The 17,973-nt window shown below is 60.3% G+C and carries 19 protein-coding genes and 3 pseudogenes; 14 read left to right on the forward strand and 8 right to left on the reverse strand.

The genetic code is table 11. The features are described 5' to 3' along the window. Positions 1 to 56: 56 nt before the first annotated feature. The 3 genes from ACZ1HN_RS09165 to ACZ1HN_RS09175 all read left to right on the forward strand — a co-directional run bounded on the left by ACZ1HN_RS09165 (position 57) and on the right by ACZ1HN_RS09175 (position 1,271). Entirely contained in the window at positions 57 to 272 is a 216-nt protein-coding gene (locus ACZ1HN_RS09165; RefSeq protein WP_299204945.1) for a putative signal transducing protein, read from the forward strand. Next, a complete protein-coding gene (locus ACZ1HN_RS09170; RefSeq protein ID WP_472727275.1) occupies positions 250 to 993 on the forward strand; it encodes a tRNA1(Val) (adenine(37)-N6)-methyltransferase in 744 nt (247 codons plus the stop codon). The genes ACZ1HN_RS09165 and ACZ1HN_RS09170 overlap by 23 nt, the downstream gene beginning before the upstream one ends. Positions 994 to 1,106: 113 nt before the next feature. Further along, positions 1,107 to 1,271 carry a YdcH family protein gene (locus tag ACZ1HN_RS09175; protein ID WP_299204951.1) on the forward strand — a complete coding sequence of 55 codons (165 nt, stop codon included), beginning with the start codon at positions 1,107 to 1,109 and terminating at the stop codon, positions 1,269 to 1,271. On the opposite strand, the gene yddG is transcribed toward ACZ1HN_RS09175, so the two are convergent. From yddG to ACZ1HN_RS09200, 5 genes and pseudogenes are all read right to left on the reverse strand, one after another. Beyond that, entirely contained in the window at positions 1,268 to 2,137 is an 870-nt protein-coding gene (gene yddG / locus ACZ1HN_RS09180) for an aromatic amino acid exporter YddG (protein WP_472727276.1), read from the reverse strand. The genes ACZ1HN_RS09175 and yddG overlap by 4 nt on opposite strands. Beyond that, positions 2,134 to 3,080, reverse strand: a pseudogene (gene gcvA / locus ACZ1HN_RS09185) (transcriptional regulator GcvA). Before gcvA ends, yddG begins: the two are co-directional and overlap by 4 nt. A gap of 314 nt (positions 3,081 to 3,394) precedes the next feature. Beyond that, a pseudogene (gene phbB / locus ACZ1HN_RS09190) lies at positions 3,395 to 4,118 on the reverse strand (acetoacetyl-CoA reductase). A gap of 144 nt (positions 4,119 to 4,262) precedes the next feature. Then, on the reverse strand, positions 4,263 to 5,438 hold the full coding sequence (locus ACZ1HN_RS09195) for an acetyl-CoA C-acetyltransferase (RefSeq protein ID WP_472727277.1): 1,176 nt from the start codon (positions 5,436 to 5,438) through the stop codon (positions 4,263 to 4,265). A 132-nt stretch (positions 5,439 to 5,570) separates the two neighbouring features. Next, on the reverse strand, positions 5,571 to 6,419 hold the full coding sequence (locus ACZ1HN_RS09200; RefSeq protein ID WP_299604424.1) for an EAL domain-containing protein: 849 nt from the start codon (positions 6,417 to 6,419) through the stop codon (positions 5,571 to 5,573). 123 nt (positions 6,420 to 6,542) lie between these two features. Here ACZ1HN_RS09200 and ACZ1HN_RS09205 point away from each other — a divergent pair, with 123 nt between their 5' ends. Together ACZ1HN_RS09205 and rpsD are read left to right on the forward strand one after the other, a co-directional pair. Continuing rightward, complete coding sequence (locus tag ACZ1HN_RS09205; protein WP_299204969.1) at positions 6,543 to 7,121, forward strand: DNA-3-methyladenine glycosylase I; 579 nt, start codon at positions 6,543 to 6,545, stop codon at positions 7,119 to 7,121. 139 nt (positions 7,122 to 7,260) lie between these two features. Next, positions 7,261 to 7,881 (forward strand): 30S ribosomal protein S4, encoded by a 621-nt coding sequence (rpsD, locus tag ACZ1HN_RS09210; protein WP_299204972.1) that lies wholly within the window; start codon positions 7,261 to 7,263, stop codon positions 7,879 to 7,881. A gap of 62 nt (positions 7,882 to 7,943) precedes the next feature. Here the strand turns inward: rpsD and ACZ1HN_RS09215 are convergent. After that, positions 7,944 to 8,402, reverse strand: a pseudogene (locus ACZ1HN_RS09215) (phage tail protein). Positions 8,403 to 8,530: 128 nt separating this feature from the next. Here ACZ1HN_RS09215 and ACZ1HN_RS09220 point away from each other — a divergent pair. Continuing rightward, positions 8,531 to 9,016, forward strand: coding sequence for a DUF2867 domain-containing protein (locus ACZ1HN_RS09220; RefSeq protein WP_299705652.1), 486 nt, complete (start codon positions 8,531 to 8,533; stop codon positions 9,014 to 9,016). 9 nt (positions 9,017 to 9,025) lie between these two features. Here ACZ1HN_RS09220 and ACZ1HN_RS09225 read toward each other — a convergent pair whose 3' ends face one another. Beyond that, positions 9,026 to 9,472, reverse strand: a complete 447-nt coding sequence (locus tag ACZ1HN_RS09225; RefSeq protein WP_299204981.1) for a helix-turn-helix domain-containing protein — start codon at positions 9,470 to 9,472, stop codon at positions 9,026 to 9,028. Positions 9,473 to 9,599: 127 nt separating this feature from the next. Between ACZ1HN_RS09225 and ACZ1HN_RS09230 the strand changes: the two genes are divergently transcribed. The 7 genes from ACZ1HN_RS09230 (at position 9,600) to ACZ1HN_RS09260 (ending at position 16,340) form a co-directional block, all read left to right on the forward strand. Beyond that, positions 9,600 to 10,313, forward strand: coding sequence for a YqiJ family protein (locus ACZ1HN_RS09230; protein ID WP_472727278.1), 714 nt, complete (start codon positions 9,600 to 9,602; stop codon positions 10,311 to 10,313). 67 nt (positions 10,314 to 10,380) lie between these two features. Continuing rightward, complete coding sequence (locus tag ACZ1HN_RS09235) at positions 10,381 to 10,956, forward strand: flotillin family protein (protein ID WP_472727279.1); 576 nt, start codon at positions 10,381 to 10,383, stop codon at positions 10,954 to 10,956. Beyond that, a complete protein-coding gene (locus ACZ1HN_RS09240; protein WP_472727280.1) occupies positions 10,940 to 12,103 on the forward strand; it encodes a flotillin family protein in 1,164 nt (387 codons plus the stop codon). The genes ACZ1HN_RS09235 and ACZ1HN_RS09240 overlap by 17 nt, the downstream gene beginning before the upstream one ends. A 176-nt stretch (positions 12,104 to 12,279) precedes the next feature. Then, positions 12,280 to 13,317 carry an endonuclease/exonuclease/phosphatase family protein gene (locus ACZ1HN_RS09245; protein WP_472727281.1) on the forward strand — a complete coding sequence of 346 codons (1,038 nt, stop codon included), beginning with the start codon at positions 12,280 to 12,282 and terminating at the stop codon, positions 13,315 to 13,317. Between the two features lie 247 nt (positions 13,318 to 13,564). Beyond that, complete coding sequence (gene hisC / locus ACZ1HN_RS09250) at positions 13,565 to 14,647, forward strand: histidinol-phosphate transaminase (RefSeq protein ID WP_472727282.1); 1,083 nt, start codon at positions 13,565 to 13,567, stop codon at positions 14,645 to 14,647. Next, positions 14,629 to 15,561, forward strand: a complete 933-nt coding sequence (locus ACZ1HN_RS09255; protein WP_299705634.1) for a prephenate/arogenate dehydrogenase family protein — start codon at positions 14,629 to 14,631, stop codon at positions 15,559 to 15,561. The genes hisC and ACZ1HN_RS09255 overlap by 19 nt, the downstream gene beginning before the upstream one ends. Then, positions 15,558 to 16,340, forward strand: coding sequence for an extensin-like domain-containing protein (locus ACZ1HN_RS09260; protein ID WP_472727283.1), 783 nt, complete (start codon positions 15,558 to 15,560; stop codon positions 16,338 to 16,340). The genes ACZ1HN_RS09255 and ACZ1HN_RS09260 overlap by 4 nt, the downstream gene beginning before the upstream one ends. 12 nt (positions 16,341 to 16,352) lie before the next feature. Here the strand turns inward: ACZ1HN_RS09260 and ACZ1HN_RS09265 are convergent, their stop codons facing one another. After that, on the reverse strand, positions 16,353 to 17,351 hold the full coding sequence (locus tag ACZ1HN_RS09265) for a DUF2125 domain-containing protein (protein WP_472727284.1): 999 nt from the start codon (positions 17,349 to 17,351) through the stop codon (positions 16,353 to 16,355). A gap of 66 nt (positions 17,352 to 17,417) precedes the next feature. On the opposite strand from ACZ1HN_RS09265, the gene ACZ1HN_RS09270 reads away from it, so the two are divergent. Beyond that, positions 17,418 to 17,948, forward strand: coding sequence for a gamma-glutamylcyclotransferase (locus ACZ1HN_RS09270; protein ID WP_472727285.1), 531 nt, complete (start codon positions 17,418 to 17,420; stop codon positions 17,946 to 17,948). The last annotated feature ends 25 nt before the right edge of the window (positions 17,949 to 17,973 follow it).

The raw sequence follows: 17,973 nt of genomic DNA on the forward strand, positions 1-17,973 counted from the left end.
CACTTTCCCCATAGCACCCCTCGACAGTTAGGCCGGTGTGCCCCTACATCCATGATATGAAGGAACTTTTGCGCAGCACCGACCCGACGATCATCGCCTTTGCCTCCGCCCTTCTTGAGGGCGAGGATATAGACTGCTTTCAGATGGACGTAAATATGAGCATCCTCGAAGGTGGGATCGGAATTTTCCCACGGCGCCTGATGGTGCGGGACGATGATTATGATGCCGCTTTGCGGGTTGTGACCGACAATGACATCGACCTTGGACGCTGACCTGACCCACGATGCCTTTCTGGGTGGGCGGCTGCATTTGTGGCAACCGCGCGACGGGTATCGGGCGGGCGTTGATCCGGTGTTGCTGGCTGCCTCGGTGCCTGCGCGCGCGGGGCAATCGGTGTTGGATCTTGGGTGTGGCGTTGGGGCTGTGGCCCTGTGTCTTGGCGCGCGGGTGCCGGGACTGGAACTCGTTGGTGTCGAGCGGCAGGCTGCGTACGCTGCATTGGCGGAGCGGAATGGACTGAAAGCCCATGCCGCCGATCTGACGGATATGCCCGAAGAGCTGCGAGATCGCAGCTTTGATCATGTTCTGGCCAATCCCCCCTATTTTAATCGTGCGGCGGGGCACGTGGCCGATGATTCGGGGCGCGAGGCGGGGCGCGGTGTTGAGACACCTGTTGCGGCATGGATCGATGTGGCGGCGCGACGGCTGCGGCACAAGGGCTACCTGCACATGATTCACCGGGCCGAGCGGCTGCCGGACCTATTGGCTGGTGCTGCTGGGCGGTTGGGCAGCCCCGAGATCTGGCCGCTTTGCCCGCGGGTCGGAAAAGCGGCGGAACTGGTGATTTTCCGGGCGCGCAAGAACGGGCGCGCAGATTTTCGCCTGCATTTTCCGGTCATTTTGCACCAAGGCGCACGGCATGAGAGGGATGGCGAAAGCTATACCCATGAAATTCAGTCGGTTTTACGTGAAGGCGCTGCGCTGCACCTTTAATCCGGCGTTGACCATACATACATTTTGTAGATCCACATGCTGCGCCTGCGGCGTGACTTATGAGCAAAGCTGTGCTTGGCTGTGGAGGCAACTTTATCAGCAAGGAGGACTGCATGAGCGTGATCGCCCATCTCGAGGAGTTGAAAAAGAAGCACCAGACCCTGAGTGATCAGGTTGAGACGGCCCAACGATCGCCGGGCGTGGATCAGATCGAAGTGGCCACCATGAAAAAGCAGAAGCTGAAACTGAAAGAGGAAATTACCCGACTTTCGAGTTAGGGCACCCCCTTCAGGCTGGCGCGGGCTGCCAAGAGCGCTCCGCCAGTGATCAGGATGGCCGCAAGGGCCAGTGACCAACTGGGCGCAGCAACGCCAGCCAATATCAGGACGACAGTCGACAAGAGCGGCGCCGCGTAGGATGCGGTGCCGAGCATCTGGATATCGCCGCGTTTCACGCCGATATCCCAGACATAAAAGGCTAGTCCCACTGGGCCAAGGCCCAGCAATATGGCGCTTGCCCATCCCAAGCCACCCAATGGCCATACCGTTTCTTCCAGCATCAGGTGTAGCGGCGCCGAAAGAATGGCGCTCGCCACGCAAAACACGGCAACGGATGCTGTCGGCACAGTGCCAAAACGGCGTGACAGGACGGAATAGCTGGACCATGTGACTGCGCAGGCCATGGCAAGCAGGTAGCCGGGCAGGGCCGCCGCATCAAACCCGGCAGCCCCGCCCGTGACAATCAGCGCCGCCCCCGCAAAGCCGATCAGTGCCCCAAGCACATGACCAGCGCGAAGTGTTTCGCCCGGCAGAAGACCGGAAAGCAGAACAATCAGCAGGGGCCAGAGATAGGCGATCAGGCTGGCCTCTGCCGCAGGGGCAAGGCGGAGAGCGGAAAAGTAAAGTGCGTGATAGCCGAACAACCCCAATGTGCCCATGACGTAGATATGCAAGGGCACGGTCCGCAATTGGCTCAGACCGCCACTGACGGCGGTCCAGATCAACCCAAGTGTTCCGCCGATGGCAAAGCACAGCGCGTTCAACAGGAATGGCGGCGTCGGCGCCGAGCCAACAGTGAGTAGGGCCAAGACGCCCCAAAGCAGCACAGCCACGAAGCCGATCATGGTGGCGGTGCCGCGTGTCATGCAGCTTGAAAATCGGATGAAGGTTTACGGATCATGCGGTCGGTGATGTAGCTTGTCTTGTCGATCTCGACGATCATCCAATCGAGGAAGGCTGCGATGTGGGGCCGGGTTTCGGCTCCTTCGGCGCAGAGAAACCGGAAACGCACGCCGGTGTCCAGCGCGTTCGGCCAAGGAGCCACAAGGCGACCGTCATGCATGTCCTTAACCACCAGTGACCGCCGACCCAACGTCACACCCATTCCTGCCAGTGCGGCATCAACCGCGTGGTCGGCCTGGCTGAACCGGGCACCGTGGGTTGGGGCAAAGTCGATCCCCATCATCCGAAACCATGTGCTCCAGTCCGCGCTTGGACGCAGATTGACGATGCTGTCGTCAAAGATCAGCGGCGCGTCCTTGAGGCTTTCTGGCGTCCGGTATTGCGCGGCGAGTTCGGGTGTCATCACCGGACAGACCCATTCCATCGCCAGCAGTTTGCTGAACATGTCCTCGTCCTTGCCGGTTCCAAAGCGGATGGCAACATCGACCCCGTCGCGGTTCAGGTCGACCATCTTTAGGGATGCCGAAAAGTGCAGTTCGATCTCGGGATGGGCTTGCGCAAAATCATAGAGCCTTGGAGCAAGCCATTTGGCGGTGAACGCTGGTCCCGCGGTGACGGTTAGCGTTCCTGTGTCCAATGTCCTCTCGGCAGCGCGCCAGGCGGCTGCCAGGGTCTGGAATCCATCAGCCATGCCGGGTGCCATGGCCCGACCGGCTTCCGTCAGCTCCACAGCGCGGTTCAGCCTATGAAACACTTGGGTGCCCAGATATTCCTCAAGCGATTTGATTTGAAAGCTGAGGGCGGCGGGCGTGACATGCAGCTCTTCCGCGGCCTTGGCAAAGGACATGTGGCGGGCAGCGGCATCAAAGGCACGCAAGGCGGTCAAAGGGGAAGGCGGTCAGGCATATTCACTTAAGTACAGCTTAAGTGAAGTTATGGAAAGTCTCGTTTGTGGGCTTTCATAAAAGGGCGCATATTGATCCCAATTCAGAAACGCTGATCCATCAAAGGATACCGCCCATGTTAGAGACATCCGCACACCCCGCCATCCGCCAAGGTTTGGAACGCGCCCATGCTGAGCGTGGCGCAGCCCTTGCAGACGCCTGGAACTGGTTGTTTGGGGGCAAGACTTCCCGCTGATGCGCGCGCGGCATCTTACGGGATAAAGAAGGGCCGGTGCATCGCTGCACCGGCCCTTTTTATGTCGGAATGGCCTGACGTCAGACGAAGAACTGCGCGCCGTTTGCCGAGATGGTCGAGCCGTTGATAAAGCCCGAATCGTCCGAGGCGAGGAAGACAACGCAGCGCGCGATTTCTTCCGGTTCACCCAAGCGGCCCGCCGGGATCTGGGCAACGATACTGTCACGCACTTTCTCAGGCACTGCCATGACCATTTCCGTGGCGATGTAGCCGGGGCAGATCGCGTTGGCGGTGATGCCTGCACGGGCGCCTTCCTGGGCCAGAGACTTCACGATGCCCAGATCGCCAGCCTTGGTGGCGGCATAGTTCACTTGTGCGAACTGGCCTTTCTGACCGTTGATGGAAGAGATCACGATGACGCGGCCAAACTTGCGCTCACGCATACCCGGCCAGATCGGGTGAACAGTGTTGAACACGCCTGTGAGGTTCGTGTCGATGACCTGGTGCCATTGTTCCGGGGTCATCTTGTGGAAGGGGGCGTCGCGCGTGATACCCGCGTTCGCAACGACGATGTCGATGGGGCCGAGGTCAGCTTCGACTTGCGCGAGGCCCGCTTTCGATCTCGTCGTAGTCGGCCACGTTCCACTTGTAGGTTTTGATGCCGGTTTCGTCCGTGAACTTGGCAGCTGCCTCGTCGTTGCCCGCATAGGTGGCGGCGACGGTGTATCCTGCGTCTTTCAGGGCTTTCGAAATGGCCTCGCCGATACCGCGGGAACCGCCGGTGACAAGTGCTACACGGGACATGGGGAGAACTCCTTTTGGGTGCGTTTCGCATTGTTTCGCTCAAATGCGGTCTGGGCGCAACAATATTACGCACCTACTTTGGCCTTGAGCGAATTTTGATGGGGAAGGGGTAGGCGGCGCCGTGCGGCACCGCCTTGATCTGGATCAGTCGCGTTCGAGGCACATAGCAACGCCCATGCCGCCGCCAATGCACAGCGTGGCAAGGCCCTTCTTGGCGTCGCGGCGCTTCATTTCGAACAGCAGGGTGTTGAGGATGCGCGCGCCCGAGGCACCGATAGGGTGGCCGATGGCGATCGCGCCACCGTTCACGTTCACGATCGACGGATCCCAGCCCATGTCCTTGTTCACGGCGCAGGCTTGGGCGGCAAAGGCTTCGTTGGCTTCCACGAGGTCGAGATCCTCGGGCTTCCAGCCTGCTTTCTCCAGCGCTTTGCGCGAGGCGTAGATCGGGCCGACACCCATGATCGACGGGTCAAGGCCCACGGTCGCATAGCTGGCGATGCGTGCCAGAGGCTCGATCCCGCGCTTTTCGGCATTCTCTGCGCTCATCAACAGGGCGGCGGCGGCACCGTCGTTCAACCCGGAGGCGTTGGCGGCTGTGACCGACCCATCCTTGGTGAAAGCGGGGCGCAGTTTCTGCATGGCTTCCATGGTTGCGCCGTGGCGGATGTATTCGTCGGCATCGACCACGATGTCGCCCTTGCGGGTCTTCACGGTGAAGGCGGTGATTTCATCGCCGAACTTGCCAGCCTTCTGCGCGGCTTCGGCCTTGTTTTGCGAGGCAACGGCGAATTCGTCCTGCATATCACGAGTGATCTGCCATTGGTCGGCAACATTCTCTGCCGTTTGGCCCATATGGTAGCCGTTGAAGGCATCCCACAGACCGTCGCGGATCATGGTGTCGATGTACTTCATGTCGCCCATCTTGTGACCGGCGCGCAGGGCTGCGGCGTGGGGACTGAGTGTCATGTTTTCCTGGCCGCCGGCAGCGATGATATCAGCGTCACCCAATGCGATGTGCTGTGCGCCGAGAGCGACGGCGCGCAGACCCGAACCGCAAACCTGGTTGATAGACCAGGCGGCGCTTTCCTTGGGCAGGCCGGCGTTGACATGTGCCTGACGGGCAGGGTTCTGACCCTGAGCGGCGGTCAGCACCTGGCCGAGAATGGTTTCGGAAACCTCGGATTTTTCGATACCTGCGCGGTCCACGATCGCTTCGAGAACGGTTGCGCCAAGATCATGGGCGGGGGTGTTGGCAAATGAGCCACCAAAGCTGCCAACGGCAGTCCGGGCGGCCGAAGCGATGACGATGTTGGTCATAGGGTCGGGGTCCTCTGTCAGTTTCCTTGAGGACCAATCCGAGACTTTGCACGCCGGTGCGGGCCTCAGAATGGTCCCGCGCTGCGTGTGCAGTATCGGATCTCGCTATGACGCGACAACTGACGTTATGTCTCAGGCGCGCATGCCAGCCTTCTGTGCTCCCACGCCCTGACCAAAGAGCCAGTCGGGGCGAACCTGGGGCGCCTGGAAATAGAAGCCCTGCAAACAGTCGACACCCATCTGTGTCAGCACTTCGACGTCTTCTTGCTGTTCGACCCCTTCGGCCACAACTAACATGTCAAAATGATGTCCGATCTGGATGATTGCAGCGGTCAGTGCCTGCGTGTCCGGATCGTTGGCAATGCCATTGCAGAACTGCATGTCGATCTTGAGCACGTCAAAAAAGAAGTCCTTGAAGTAGCGCAATGCGGTATAGCCCGCACCGAAATCGTCAAGCGCAAAGCAGATCCCCTTGGTACTGAGCCGATCCATGAAATCCACGACCAGTTCAGGTTGGTCCATGGCCGACCCTTCGGTTATTTCCAGAATCAGCCGTTCACCGACCGAGGGATCCTTTTTAAGCCACCGGTTCAGCGTCTGCATCCAACGCTGGTAGCCGATAGAGCGGGCAGACATGTTGATAGACAACCGTATCGATGGATTTTCATTCAGCGTGCGCAGCCCCATGTTCAGCGCCACCACGTCAATCTCGCGCCCAAGTTCGGTACGCTCAACAACGGGCATGAAATCCTTGGCCGGGATGATGCGTCCGGTGTCGTCCATGACCCGGATCAGCCCTTCGTAAAAGCCGACGCGGGACGGATCGTTGGCGATCACGACCGGTTGGAACGCAAGCAGGGTCTGCTGATGTTCGACCGCTTGTTCGACCATCGCCAGCGTGCTGCGGTCACGCGACGATACGGCGGCATTCAGCGGATTGTCCGCGCCAACGGGCACGTTTGAGAACCGGTGTTTCGTCATGGGCTGGCAGCGACCCTTGTGCTTGAAAACTGCTGCCAACATTGTGCCCAAGCTGTAAAAACTGTCTTAATGTTTGCATTTTGTTCCAATTTTAGTTGTTAATCAAAACAAGGGGGATTTGGCATGGTGCACCGCTGTGGGTGGGAGGGGGAAGCCCCCGACTACGTCGCCTATCATGACACCGAATGGGGGGTACCTGAACATGATGCGCAGGCCCTGTGGGAAAAGCTGATCCTTGATGGATTCCAAGCTGGACTGAGCTGGATCACCATCCTGCGTAAGCGCGATGCCTTCCGCGAAGCCTTTGCTGATTTTGACCCGGCTGTCGTCGCCGAGTGGGGCGAAGATGATGTGCAACGTCTGTTGGCCAATCCCGGCATCATCCGTCACCGTGGCAAGATCGAAGCAACGATTACCAACGCCCGCGCCTATCTCGAGGTTAATGCCACCGTCGGCTTCGATAAATTTCTATGGAATTATGTGGATGGTGCGCCGCTTCAGACCAACTTTGCCAGCCGTGATCAGGTACCGCCCAAGACGAAACTGAGCGAGCAGGTGTCCAAGGATTTGCGGGCCCGTGGCTTCAAGTTCGTGGGGCCCACGATCGTCTATGCTTTCATGGAAGCAACCGGGTTGGTCAATGATCACATCACCCCGTGTTTCCGCCATGCCGAATGCGCTGCCATGGGTGGACCGAAGTAGCCGTTGACTCTGTCAATTCTGGTCGTATAAGCGCGGCTTCATTGGTGTTGGTGGCCTTCGCAAGAAGATCCCTGTCGTCCCGGCCAAATCCGGGGAGAGGACAACGCCCTTTGGAAACCTGAACCGAAGGAGATCAGCCGTGACAAAACGCACGTCTGCCAAGTACAAGATCGATCGCCGCATGGGCGAAAACATTTGGGGTCGCCCCAAATCCCCCGTCAACCGTCGTGAATATGGCCCCGGCCAGCACGGTCAGCGCCGCAAGGGCAAGCTGTCCGACTTTGGTATCCAGCTGCGTGCCAAGCAGAAGCTGAAAGGCTACTATGGCGACCTGACCGAGAAACAGTTCCGCCGCATCTATGCCGAAGCGGTCCGTGTGGGCGGTGACACCGGTGAAAACCTGATCGGTCTGCTGGAACGCCGCCTCGACGCGGTTGTTTACCGCGCGAAATTCGTGGCAACCGTCTTTGCCGCCCGTCAGTTCGTGAATCACGGCCACGTGCGCGTGAACGGCCGCAAGGTCAACATCCCCTCCTACCGCGTGAAAGAGGGTGACGTGATCGAGGTGCGTGACCGTTCAAAGCAACTGGCCGTCCTTCTGGAAGCCACTCAACTGCCCGAGCGTGACGTGCCCGACTATATCGATGCAGATCACTCGAAAATGACCGCCACCTTCACCCGCACCCCCACTCTGGGCGACGTGCCGTACCCGGTGATGATGGAACCAAACCTGGTCGTCGAATTCTACGCCAAGAACTAAGACGCTGCGGGACTATCCCGTCGTCAGATTTCAAAGGGTCGCCTGCATTGGGCGGCCCTTTTTCATGCGTTTTCGGTGGTGATCCCTTCGTGCGCGATCTCGATTCTGTCGACGGCGATTTCGTTGCCCTCTGCCTTGAGGTCGGTGCCTGTGATCTTGGTGGGAAAGGCGTTCATCACCCGCCAGACCATGGTCGGCGTACCGCTTCCATCACGCAGTGAAATGGTCAGGTCCTGACGCTTGATCGTGTTCATCTTGATGCCGCTGAACCAGTCTCAAAACATTTGACCCCGTGTGAAGACACCCTTTTTGAGGGTCAGGTTACCGGTCTTGCGGAGGCCGGGCATCTTGATCGTGGAAAAGACCTTGCTGTTGCCTACGCGATATTCAATGGGCTGGCTCTCGACATCGAGGCCGCTCACCTCCTGAAATGTCATGTCCTCGCCGGCCATCGTAACTTGGAAATAGAAGGCTGGTAGAGGCCAGATGCTTTGTGATTGTGGGCTGTCATCATCGGTCATGGCGCGGTTCCTGTCGGATGGAGGTGGCGCTACTGTAGCAAGCTTTCAGTTCCGTTGTGGTTTCATGTCACAGGGTAAGGGCTGGCGTGCGTCAATAGAGTGACCATGGACAGCCAAAGGAGTGTCACATGTTTTTCGCACCGCGCGTCACCGCCACCCCATTGCCCGCCGACAGTGCCTTGCACGGGCATATGAAGCGGGGTGATTTTCTGGATTGCTACTCGGTTTCGAGCACGACCAGCCCGCGCGCGGCAGCCGAGATCATCACGGCCTTTCCGGGTTGGGCGCAGATATTGGTCAGACTGCGTGGCTTGATCACAACCCCGTTTGGCTTGTCGCAGGATGGGCCAGACGCCGCTGACAAGCTTGGGCCATTTCCTGTGGAGAGCGAGACGGGGACCGAACTAATCGCCGGGTTCAACGACAGACATCTGGATTTCCGGGTCAGCGTTCGGTCCGAGGATGGTGTCGTTTCGCTGGCAACCTGGGTGCATACGCACAATATGGGCGGGCGGCTTTACTTGGCCGCGATCATGCCCTTCCACGTTCTGATCGCACGGGATGCGCTTGCCCGCGTGGCCCGCGCCCCTGCGACACCGCCGCACCCGGCTTAGGCCGACCAGCTACTTGTCGTCCCAGAAGGTGGGGGGCATGTCGTGCAGCAATTCTGCGGCCTTGTCCTCGATCCAGTCCTGCCGAGCATCTGTTGACCACGTGCCAGCATCCGGTTCATCTGCGATAAGCGCGTGTGCGAGTTTCATGGCTTGCGCGTATTTCAGGTCTTCGATCCGTGCCTCAGGCACGATGGCATAGACAAACCGCGCGCCCATGGCGGCGGCCAGCTGTTCCATCTGCTTGATCGAAACGGCTCCGTCCTGTTCGCTGCGTTCCGCCTGATACACCGCGTTTCGACTTACACCCTTGCGTCGTGCCACCTGTTCTGCAGACATGCCCAAAGCATGGCGGACCGAAGCGATCCAACCTTTGTCAGGCACGGCAACATCGGACACTTGGCTGGCCGTACGATCAATCATCCGCGCAAGGCGGCGGCGGTGGAGAAAGTCCGGCATGGTGTGCGCTCAATCCCGTGTGAAACCGTGGCTGGTATAGATGTTAGATAGGTATGAATAAAAAAAATACAATTTCTGCACATAAATACCTAACAATTTTTTTATCAACGACTATATGGATATGGAAATGAAAGACATGATTGCACTTTTCCTATCGCCCGAGAGCGCTCCGTTTGCCATCGCACTGGCAGTGGTGGCTGGCTTGTTTGTCCTTGAGATATTGAGCGCCGTCTTGGGCGGCACACTCATGGGCCTTGGCAGCGACGCGCCAGATATTGACGTGGATGCGGACTTTGACCTGTCGGCTGAATTCGCGGCTGACATTGATCCCGGTGTGGATGCCGTCGATGCCGTGGATGCGGCAGAGATGCCTGACATTGATGCCGGTGCTCAGTCCTCCGGGCTGTTCACCTGGATCGGTGCGCGCGACGTGCCGTTCCTGATCTGGCTTGCGTCATTCCTGACCATGTTCGGCCTGTTTGGCCTGATCCTTCAGTCCTTTGTCGCGGGTTTGTTCGGGCAGGGGCTGCCTGCCCTCATCGCCTCGGCTGTTGCGGCTGTCCCGGCGCTGGCCGTGACCCGCGTGATCGCCAACTGGGTGGCCCTGATCATGCCCAAGACCGAAACAAGCGCCACGCGCGCCCGGTTTCTTGGCGGCTATCACGGCACGATCACCCAAGGCACCGCTGCACGCGGTCGCCCGGCTGAGGTCAAGATCAAGGATCGGCACAACAACATCCACTATCTTCGGGTTGAGCCGCTTCACGATGAAGATGTTTTCCCCAAGGGCAGCGATGTCACGCTCATTCGCAAACGCGGTGACAAGTTCTTCGTGATCTGACCAGCCTTGCGGCTCATCATACACGCTGTCTGTCTAACCTTACCTTTGTTCATGTAGGAGTATTCATATGCAACTCACTGCAATTCTGACGATTGCCGCCATCATTCTTGGTTTGCTTGTTCTGATCGGCTTGATCATGGCGCGCCTTTACAAACGTGCGACACGCGAAACCAGCCTGGTCAAAACCGGGTCCGGCGGGCGCAAGGTCATCATGGATGGCGGCACCATTGTTGTCCCGTTCCTGCACGAGATATCCAAGGTCAACATGAAGACGCTTCGCCTGGAAGTGGCGCGGGTGGCTGAACAGTCGCTGATCACCAAGGACCGGATGCGTGTTGATGTGGGTGTTGAATTCTACGTCTCGGTCAACGCGACCGAAGACGGCATTTCGCGCGCGGCCCAAACGCTGGGCGACCGGACATTCCACGTCGAACAGTTGCGCGAGATGATCGAGGGTAAGCTGGTCGATGGTCTGCGTGCCGTGGCCGCACAGATGACGATGGATGAATTGCACGAAAACCGCGCCAGCTTTGTGCAAGAGGTGCAGAATGCGATCTCCGAAGACCTGCTGAAGAACGGTTTGGAGCTTGAGGCCGTGTCGCTGACCGCGCTGGACCAGACACCGTTTGATCTCGCTCGATGAAAACAACGCGCTCAACGCGGTTGGTATGCAGAAGCTGGCAGCCGTCATTGCCACCTCGCGCAAACAGCGGGCCGAGATTTCGGCAGAGGCCGATGTGTCCGTCGCCCAATCCGAGATGGAAGCCGAAAAGCGCAAGTATCAGATCGAGCGCGAACAGAAGCAGGCCGAGATCGCCCAGATCGAGGAAATCCAGACGCTGCAGGCGGAACAGGAGGCACAGATCGCGCGCAACCAGGAAGCGTCGGACCGCGCCAAGGAAGAAGCACGGATCGAACGCGAGAAGGCGGTACGTTCCGCCGAGATCGCACGTGAACGCAGTATCCGCGAGGCCGAGATCGCCAAGGAACGCGAGCTGGAAGTGGCGGATCAGGAACGCCAGATCATCGTGGCCCGCAAGTCCGAGGAAGAAAGCCAGGCGCGCGCATCGGCTGACACCGCGAGGGCAGAGGCCAAGAAAGCGGCGGAAGCCATTGAAACGGCACGTGCCGTGGCCGAGGCGGAGCGGATCAAGCGGATCGCCATCATCGAGGCGCAGAAAGAGGCGGAGCGTCAGGCAACGGGTATTCGCGTGACGGCCGAGGCGGAAAAGGACGCTGCAAGCGACCGTGCTGCGGCCCAACTGGAAGAGGCGCAGGCCGATGCAAATGCGTTGACCGTGCGTGCCGAGGCAAAAAGGACCGACATGCTGGCAACAGCCGAAGGTCAAAAGGCCATCGCGAACTCCGAGAACGAGCTGAGTGCCGAGATCGTGGCGATGAAGATCCGTCTTGCCCAGCTTGAGGCCATGCCTGCCATCATCGCGGAAATGGTCAAACCGGCTGAAAAGATCGACTCGATCAAGATCCACCAGGTGACGGGCATGACCCCCGCCAGTGGTGGTGCAGACGGTGCGCCGAACGTTGGCACGCCGGTCAATCAGGCCTTGGATTCCGTGCTGGGTATGGCACTCCAGATGCCCGCGATGCAGGCCCTTGGCAAAGAGCTTGGGATCAGCATGGAAGACGGGATGGCCGGCATCGCGGATGCAGCTGTGGGCAAAACGGTGACTGCGGTTGATCAACCCGCCCAGCCGAAGTCGATCGAAGGTGCAGCAGCCAAACCGTCAGATGCAAACAGCATCCAGGAGCCTGCAAGCAACAAAGCGTAGGCACCTGTCCAACTTCACCCGAACCTTTGGGGGCGCTGATGCAGCGCCCCTTTTTCGTTTTATGCGCGGGCGTTCGGCCACGTCCGTGCCTTGCACCGGGTTTTGCGTTTTTCACACCCACGTTGTGTAACCTGTGGTAGCGTTCGGGCATTGATTGACGTGAATTGGAGACGACCATGGGCGCCCGCGACATTTCCTTTGCGAGCTTCAACCTCTTGAACCTTCAGACCCCTGGCGACGCCATTTATGGCGACACGGACGGGTGGGACCCAGACATCTACCAGCGCAAGATCGATTTTACCGCTGCGACCATGGCGCGTTTGAACGCCGATGTCGTGGGCCTGCAGGAACTCTGGGCCCCCGCTGCGCTGGATCAGGTGTTGGCTGACGCCGGTATGAACAGCGACTACACCGCCCTGACACCCCCGGATCACGCGGGGGACAAGATTGTCTGCGCCGCTGCCGTCCGCACCGACGTGCTTGTTGGCGATCCGGAATGGATCGTGGATTTCCCGGACGAGTACGTGCTGAAGTCTGGCGGCGATGACCCGCAACAGGACTATCTTGAGGTCAACCTGAGCACCTTTTCCCGCCCGGTCCTGCATTTCCAGGTGCAGCCCGATCCGCGGACCCCGGTGATCCATGTCTTTGTCTGCCACTTCAAATCCCGCCGTCCCACGCAGATCTGGCGCGAGCGCAGCTGGTACGACAAGGATGTGCATGGGGATCATACAAACGCGTTGGGTTATGCCATTTCCACTGTCCGCCGCACGGCCGAAGCGGCCGCCCTGCGGGTCATCATCACGAAGCTGCTCAAGAAGACGGACACGCCCGTTGTTGTCATTGGCGACATGAACGACGGCAAGGTGAGCAACACGCTGAACATCCTGTCCGAACAGCCCACCTATCTGTCGCCCCTGTCAGCGGGGGGCGGGGACAATGCCCTGTACACGGCGCAGACGATACAGGAATACCGGTCCGTGCGCGATGTCTACTACACCCACGTCTACAAGGGTCAGCGGGAAAGCCTGGACCACATCATGTTCAGTCAGGAGTTCTATGACAACTCCAAGCGCCGCAAATGGGCCTTTGACGAGATGGTGGTGCAGAACGACCACCTGAACTACGACGATCACAAGGAAAGTGGGACCAACGACCACGGGGTGATCCGGGTGGTGTTCAAGTGGAAGCCCGCACCGGATGTAACCAGTTAAGACTGGACCGGAATCAAGCCGAAGGCGCCGGTCCAGCGGCGGACCGTCCCGTCGGTCTGCCGCTACATCGCCGACAATCGCGGAACATCAACCACAAAGGCAAATGATCCACATAAATCGCGTTTTTCATACGCCAGTGCGGCAGCCCACGATCCGCCGCCGGACCGGCTGGTGCTCCGCGCGCTTTTGCCCCTAGCCACTCCGGCCTCGCAGCCCTAAAACTTCTCCAATGGACGGAGAGGACACTATGGCCGAAATAACACCGCAACCCGGAATCATGGACATCTCGCTGTACCAGGGCGGGGCGTCGCATCTGGCCGGTGTGGAGAACGTTCTCAAGCTGTCCTCGAACGAGAACCCGGCGGGCCCGCCCCCGGCGGCGATCGAGGCGTTGACCAACGCCGCCACCCGTATGCACCTCTATCCCTCGACCGACCACGCGGCGCTGCGCACCGCTATTGCCGAGGTCTGGAACGTGGACGCAGATCGCGTGATCTGCGGTGTGGGTAGCGACGAGGTGTTGCAATTCGTAACCCAGGCGTTCTCCGGGCTGGGGGATGAGATCATCCACACCGCGCACGGATTTTCCATGTATCCGATCCTTGCCAACATGGCGGGTGCGACGCCTGTTTCCGTGCCCGAACGGGACCGGGTTGTCGATGTGGATGCCATTTTGAACGCGGTCACCGAACGCACGCGTATCGTGCTGCTGACCAACCCCGGCAACCCTACGGGCACACGTTTATCGGACACAGAACTGGTGCGGTTGGCCAATGATCTGCCCGAACACGTGATCCTTGTGATCGACGGGGCCTATACTGAATACGCCGATGGGTATGATGGCGGCCTTACCTTGGCCGAGGCACGACCCAACGTCCTGATGACACGCACTTTTTCCAAGATCTACGGGCTCGGCGGCTTGCGTGTTGGCTGGGGGTATGGACCCAAGAACATGATTGACGTGATGACCCGCATCCGCCAACCGTTCAACCTGTCCACCGTCGCATTGGCGGCGGCAGAGGCAGCGGTGCGGGACACCAAATGGGTCGAGGAGTGCGCTGCGCTGAATGCGGATCAACGGGCGCGTTTGACGGGGGCTTTGCGCCAACTTGGCCTGGCCTGCGATGGCAGCGATACGAATTTCGTACTGGCCCGCGCGGCTTCGGTGCCCGAGGCGGATGCGGCCGAGGCTGCCTTGAACGCCGATGGCATCCTTGTACGCCGCGTGGGCGGCTACGGATTTCCCGAGGGTCTGCGTATCACCGTGGGCAACGCCGAACAGACGGGCCGCGTAATCTCGGCCCTGACAGAATGGCGGAGCGCATCGTGAGCGTGATCTACAACAAGATTGCCTTTATCGGCTTGGGATTGATTGCAGGGTCCATGGCGTGGGCCACACAGCGCGCAGGCGCGGCCAAGACAATCAGCGGGTACGCCCGGTCCGAGGCGACGCGCGACACGACACGGCGGCTGGGTTTTTGTGACATCGTGACCGACACTGCGGCTGACGCAGTGCGGGACGCCGACCTTGTCGTTCTGGCCGTCCCCATCGGCGCGATGGGTCCTGTGATGGCCGAGATCAAGGAGGCGCTGAAACCCGGTGCCACCGTGATCGACGTGGGATCGGTGAAACAGGCCGTGTTCGACGCGGTTCAGCCCCACCTGCCGGATGGCGTGCACTTTGTAGGCACCCACCCCATGGCCGGGACGGAACACAGCGGACCGGAGGCCGGCTTTGCCGAGCTTTATGACAACCGCTGGACACTGATCGTCACGCCGGATGATGCGGACGCCGAGGTTGTGGCGACGGTTGAACGCTACTGGGCGGCACTGGGCGCGATGACGGACCGGATGAATGTGCAGCACCATGACCGGGTCTGCGCGGTCGTCAGCCACATCCCGCACCTGATTGCCTACACCATGGTGGGCGTGGCCGATGATCTGCGGCGCGTGACCGACAGCGAGGTGATCAAGTTCTCGGCCGCCGGTTTCCGGGACTTCACCCGCATTGCGGCAAGTGATCCCACCATGTGGCGCGATGTGTTCCTGACGAACAAGGATGCAACGCTGGAAATCCTCGGGCGCTTCACCGAAGAGCTGTTTGCTTTGCAACGCGCCATCCGTACGGGCGATGGGGATCACCTGTTCGATTATTTCACGCGCACCCGCGCCATCCGCCGGGGGATCATCGAGGCCGGGCAAGACACGGATGCGCCTGACTTTGGCCGGGGTGCGCAACGATGAAGGCGCTGGTGCTTGGACTGATGCTGGCCGCTGGTTTTGCGGTTGCGGCCCCCGAAGCGTCAAAGCGCCCGGTCGCGCGGGCAGGTACGGACGCTCGGAATGTCGTGCGTGATGTGGCCGTGGCTCTGGTGGTGCCAACCGTGGCGTCCGCCGTGCCATCAGCCGCGATCTTGCCCGAAAGTGCCACGTCCCTGCGCCCGGCATTGCGCCCCAATGCGATTGTCGAAAAAGCCATGGCGCGCCGGGCTGAACGTCGTCGCGGACAGGTCTGTGGTGATCCTGACTTGCAAGGGGATTTCGTGGGTTTCGTGCCGGGCCGTATCAATGGCTGCGGCATATCCGAGGCTGTGCGGCTGCGCTCGGTGTCGGGCGTGACGCTCAGCCAATCGGCCCTGATGGATTGCACAACGGCCAAGGCGCTCAAAAGCTGGACAGAACGGGGCGCCAAACCCGCGTTGCGCGGCACAGGGGGTGGGCTGGCGAGCTACCGCGTGGCCGCACATTACGCCTGCCGGACGCGCAACAACCAGCCGGGCGCGCGCATCTCGGAACATGGCAAGGGACGGGCCATCGACATCTCGGGCTTCCAGCTGCAGGACGGAACCACGCTGACAGTGTTGAACGACTGGAACTCGCGCCATCGCCGCGCGCTGCGGTCCATGCACAAGGCCGCGTGCGGGCCGTTTGGCACGGTGCTGGGCCCAAACTCGGACCGGTTTCACCGGGATCACTTCCATTTCGATACGGCCCGCTATCGTGGTGGAACCTACTGCCGATAAGGCTGGCTTGCGTCAGCGCAGGATCAAACGCGGTGCCGGAGCCAACGGGATAAAGCCAAGGCGGATCGCGCCGTCCCTGACTGAAAGTTCGACATCCAGCGTGTTTTCATTGCCCGACGCTCCGGCCAGTGCCTGCAAAACACCCTCCGCCTGACCGCGCAATTGGGTCGGCAACAGCCCTGCGGTTTCGGACATATCCAGCATCTCGCGCCAGTTCTCGGCCTGAATGGCGACTGTCCCCGTGGGGACACCTTGTGCATCGACGGTCAGGTCGGCCGAAAGGTTGAATTTCATGTCGCCCCAGATCGCCTCGACCAGATGCAGGTCAACAACACGGGGCTGCGGGCGGCGCTGATCCAGCGCGCGCCGATCCCAAGGTTGGTCAAAGGTCACGTCGGCGCGCAGTTGCAGGCTGTCGAAGGCGCGCGGGAAGTTGTCGGGCAGGCGCAGGCCGCGCCGGGTCGCAGTGCCGGGGGTGAACGTGCCTGCGGTGGCGACCAGCCCATATTGTGCACCCTCAACTTGCGTCATGGTCAGGGTGAGGTCGTCGGCCTGCATTTGCACTCCCTCTGGGTCGCTGACCTGCCACGGTCCGGCGGTCCATCCAAATGCCTCAAGCTCAAGCGCTGTGCCGGGATGCAGGTTTAGGGCCATCACCCCGTCCGCCATGGTCAACGTGGACCGACCAAGGGGTGACGCGATCAGGATCGGGCCGTCATCCAGCGTGACGGCCACGTCGCCGGGCCACCATGCCGGGGCCGTGATATCCAGTGCTTGCGTTTCGATGGCCAGCCCTGCCTGCGGGTCGGCCAAAGCGATGTCGCGCAACCCAGCCTGCAAGGCAAAAGGGAAACCGCCGCTCTCAACGTCACGCAACTCGGCCTGCCATCCATCGGTCTGCCGTGCGTCGAACCATGTCTGTACGCCACCGCGCAATCCAGCAGAGGCAACCCACCACCAGCCGCACCATGCCAGCACAGCCAGTGCAACGATCCACATCACTTTGCGCATGGGTGCCCCTTTTCCTTTTCTTCCAAATCGGGTCTACCCCACGGCGGAACAAAAGGACCAGTGACAATGACCATGTGGGTTTTCGGCTATGGCAGCCTGCTTTGGAACCCCGGCTTCGATGTGGCCGAAGCCGCGCGCGGTACCTTGCCGGGCTGGGCGCGGTCGTTTTGCATGCGGTCGATCCACCACCGCGGGTCCAAAGCAGAACCGGGCCTTGTTCTGGCCCTTGATGCCGCTGCCGACGCGTCTTGTGATGGGGTGGCACTGCGTGTGAAGCCGGGGACCGAAGACAAAACGCTTGCCTATCTCAGAGAGCGCGAGTTGATCTCATCCGCCTATCTGGAAAAGAACCTGCATGTGGATCTGCTCAGTGGTACGCGGGTCGAGGCCGTGACCTATGTCATCGATCCCGGGCATGTGCAGTATTGCGGTGGTTTGCCGCTTGAAGAGCAGGCGCAGATCATTGCCCACGCGCATGGCGGGCGGGGCCCAAACAGTGAATATCTGTACAACACGGCCCAACATTTGGCCGAGATGGGCGTGGCCGATCCCGACCTGGATTGGCTGTCACGCCGCGTCGCAGCGATACTGGCATAAATCCTTGGCGCTTGGGTACAAAAGC

It is taken from the genome of Tateyamaria sp. GN1-10 (genome assembly GCF_055693845.1).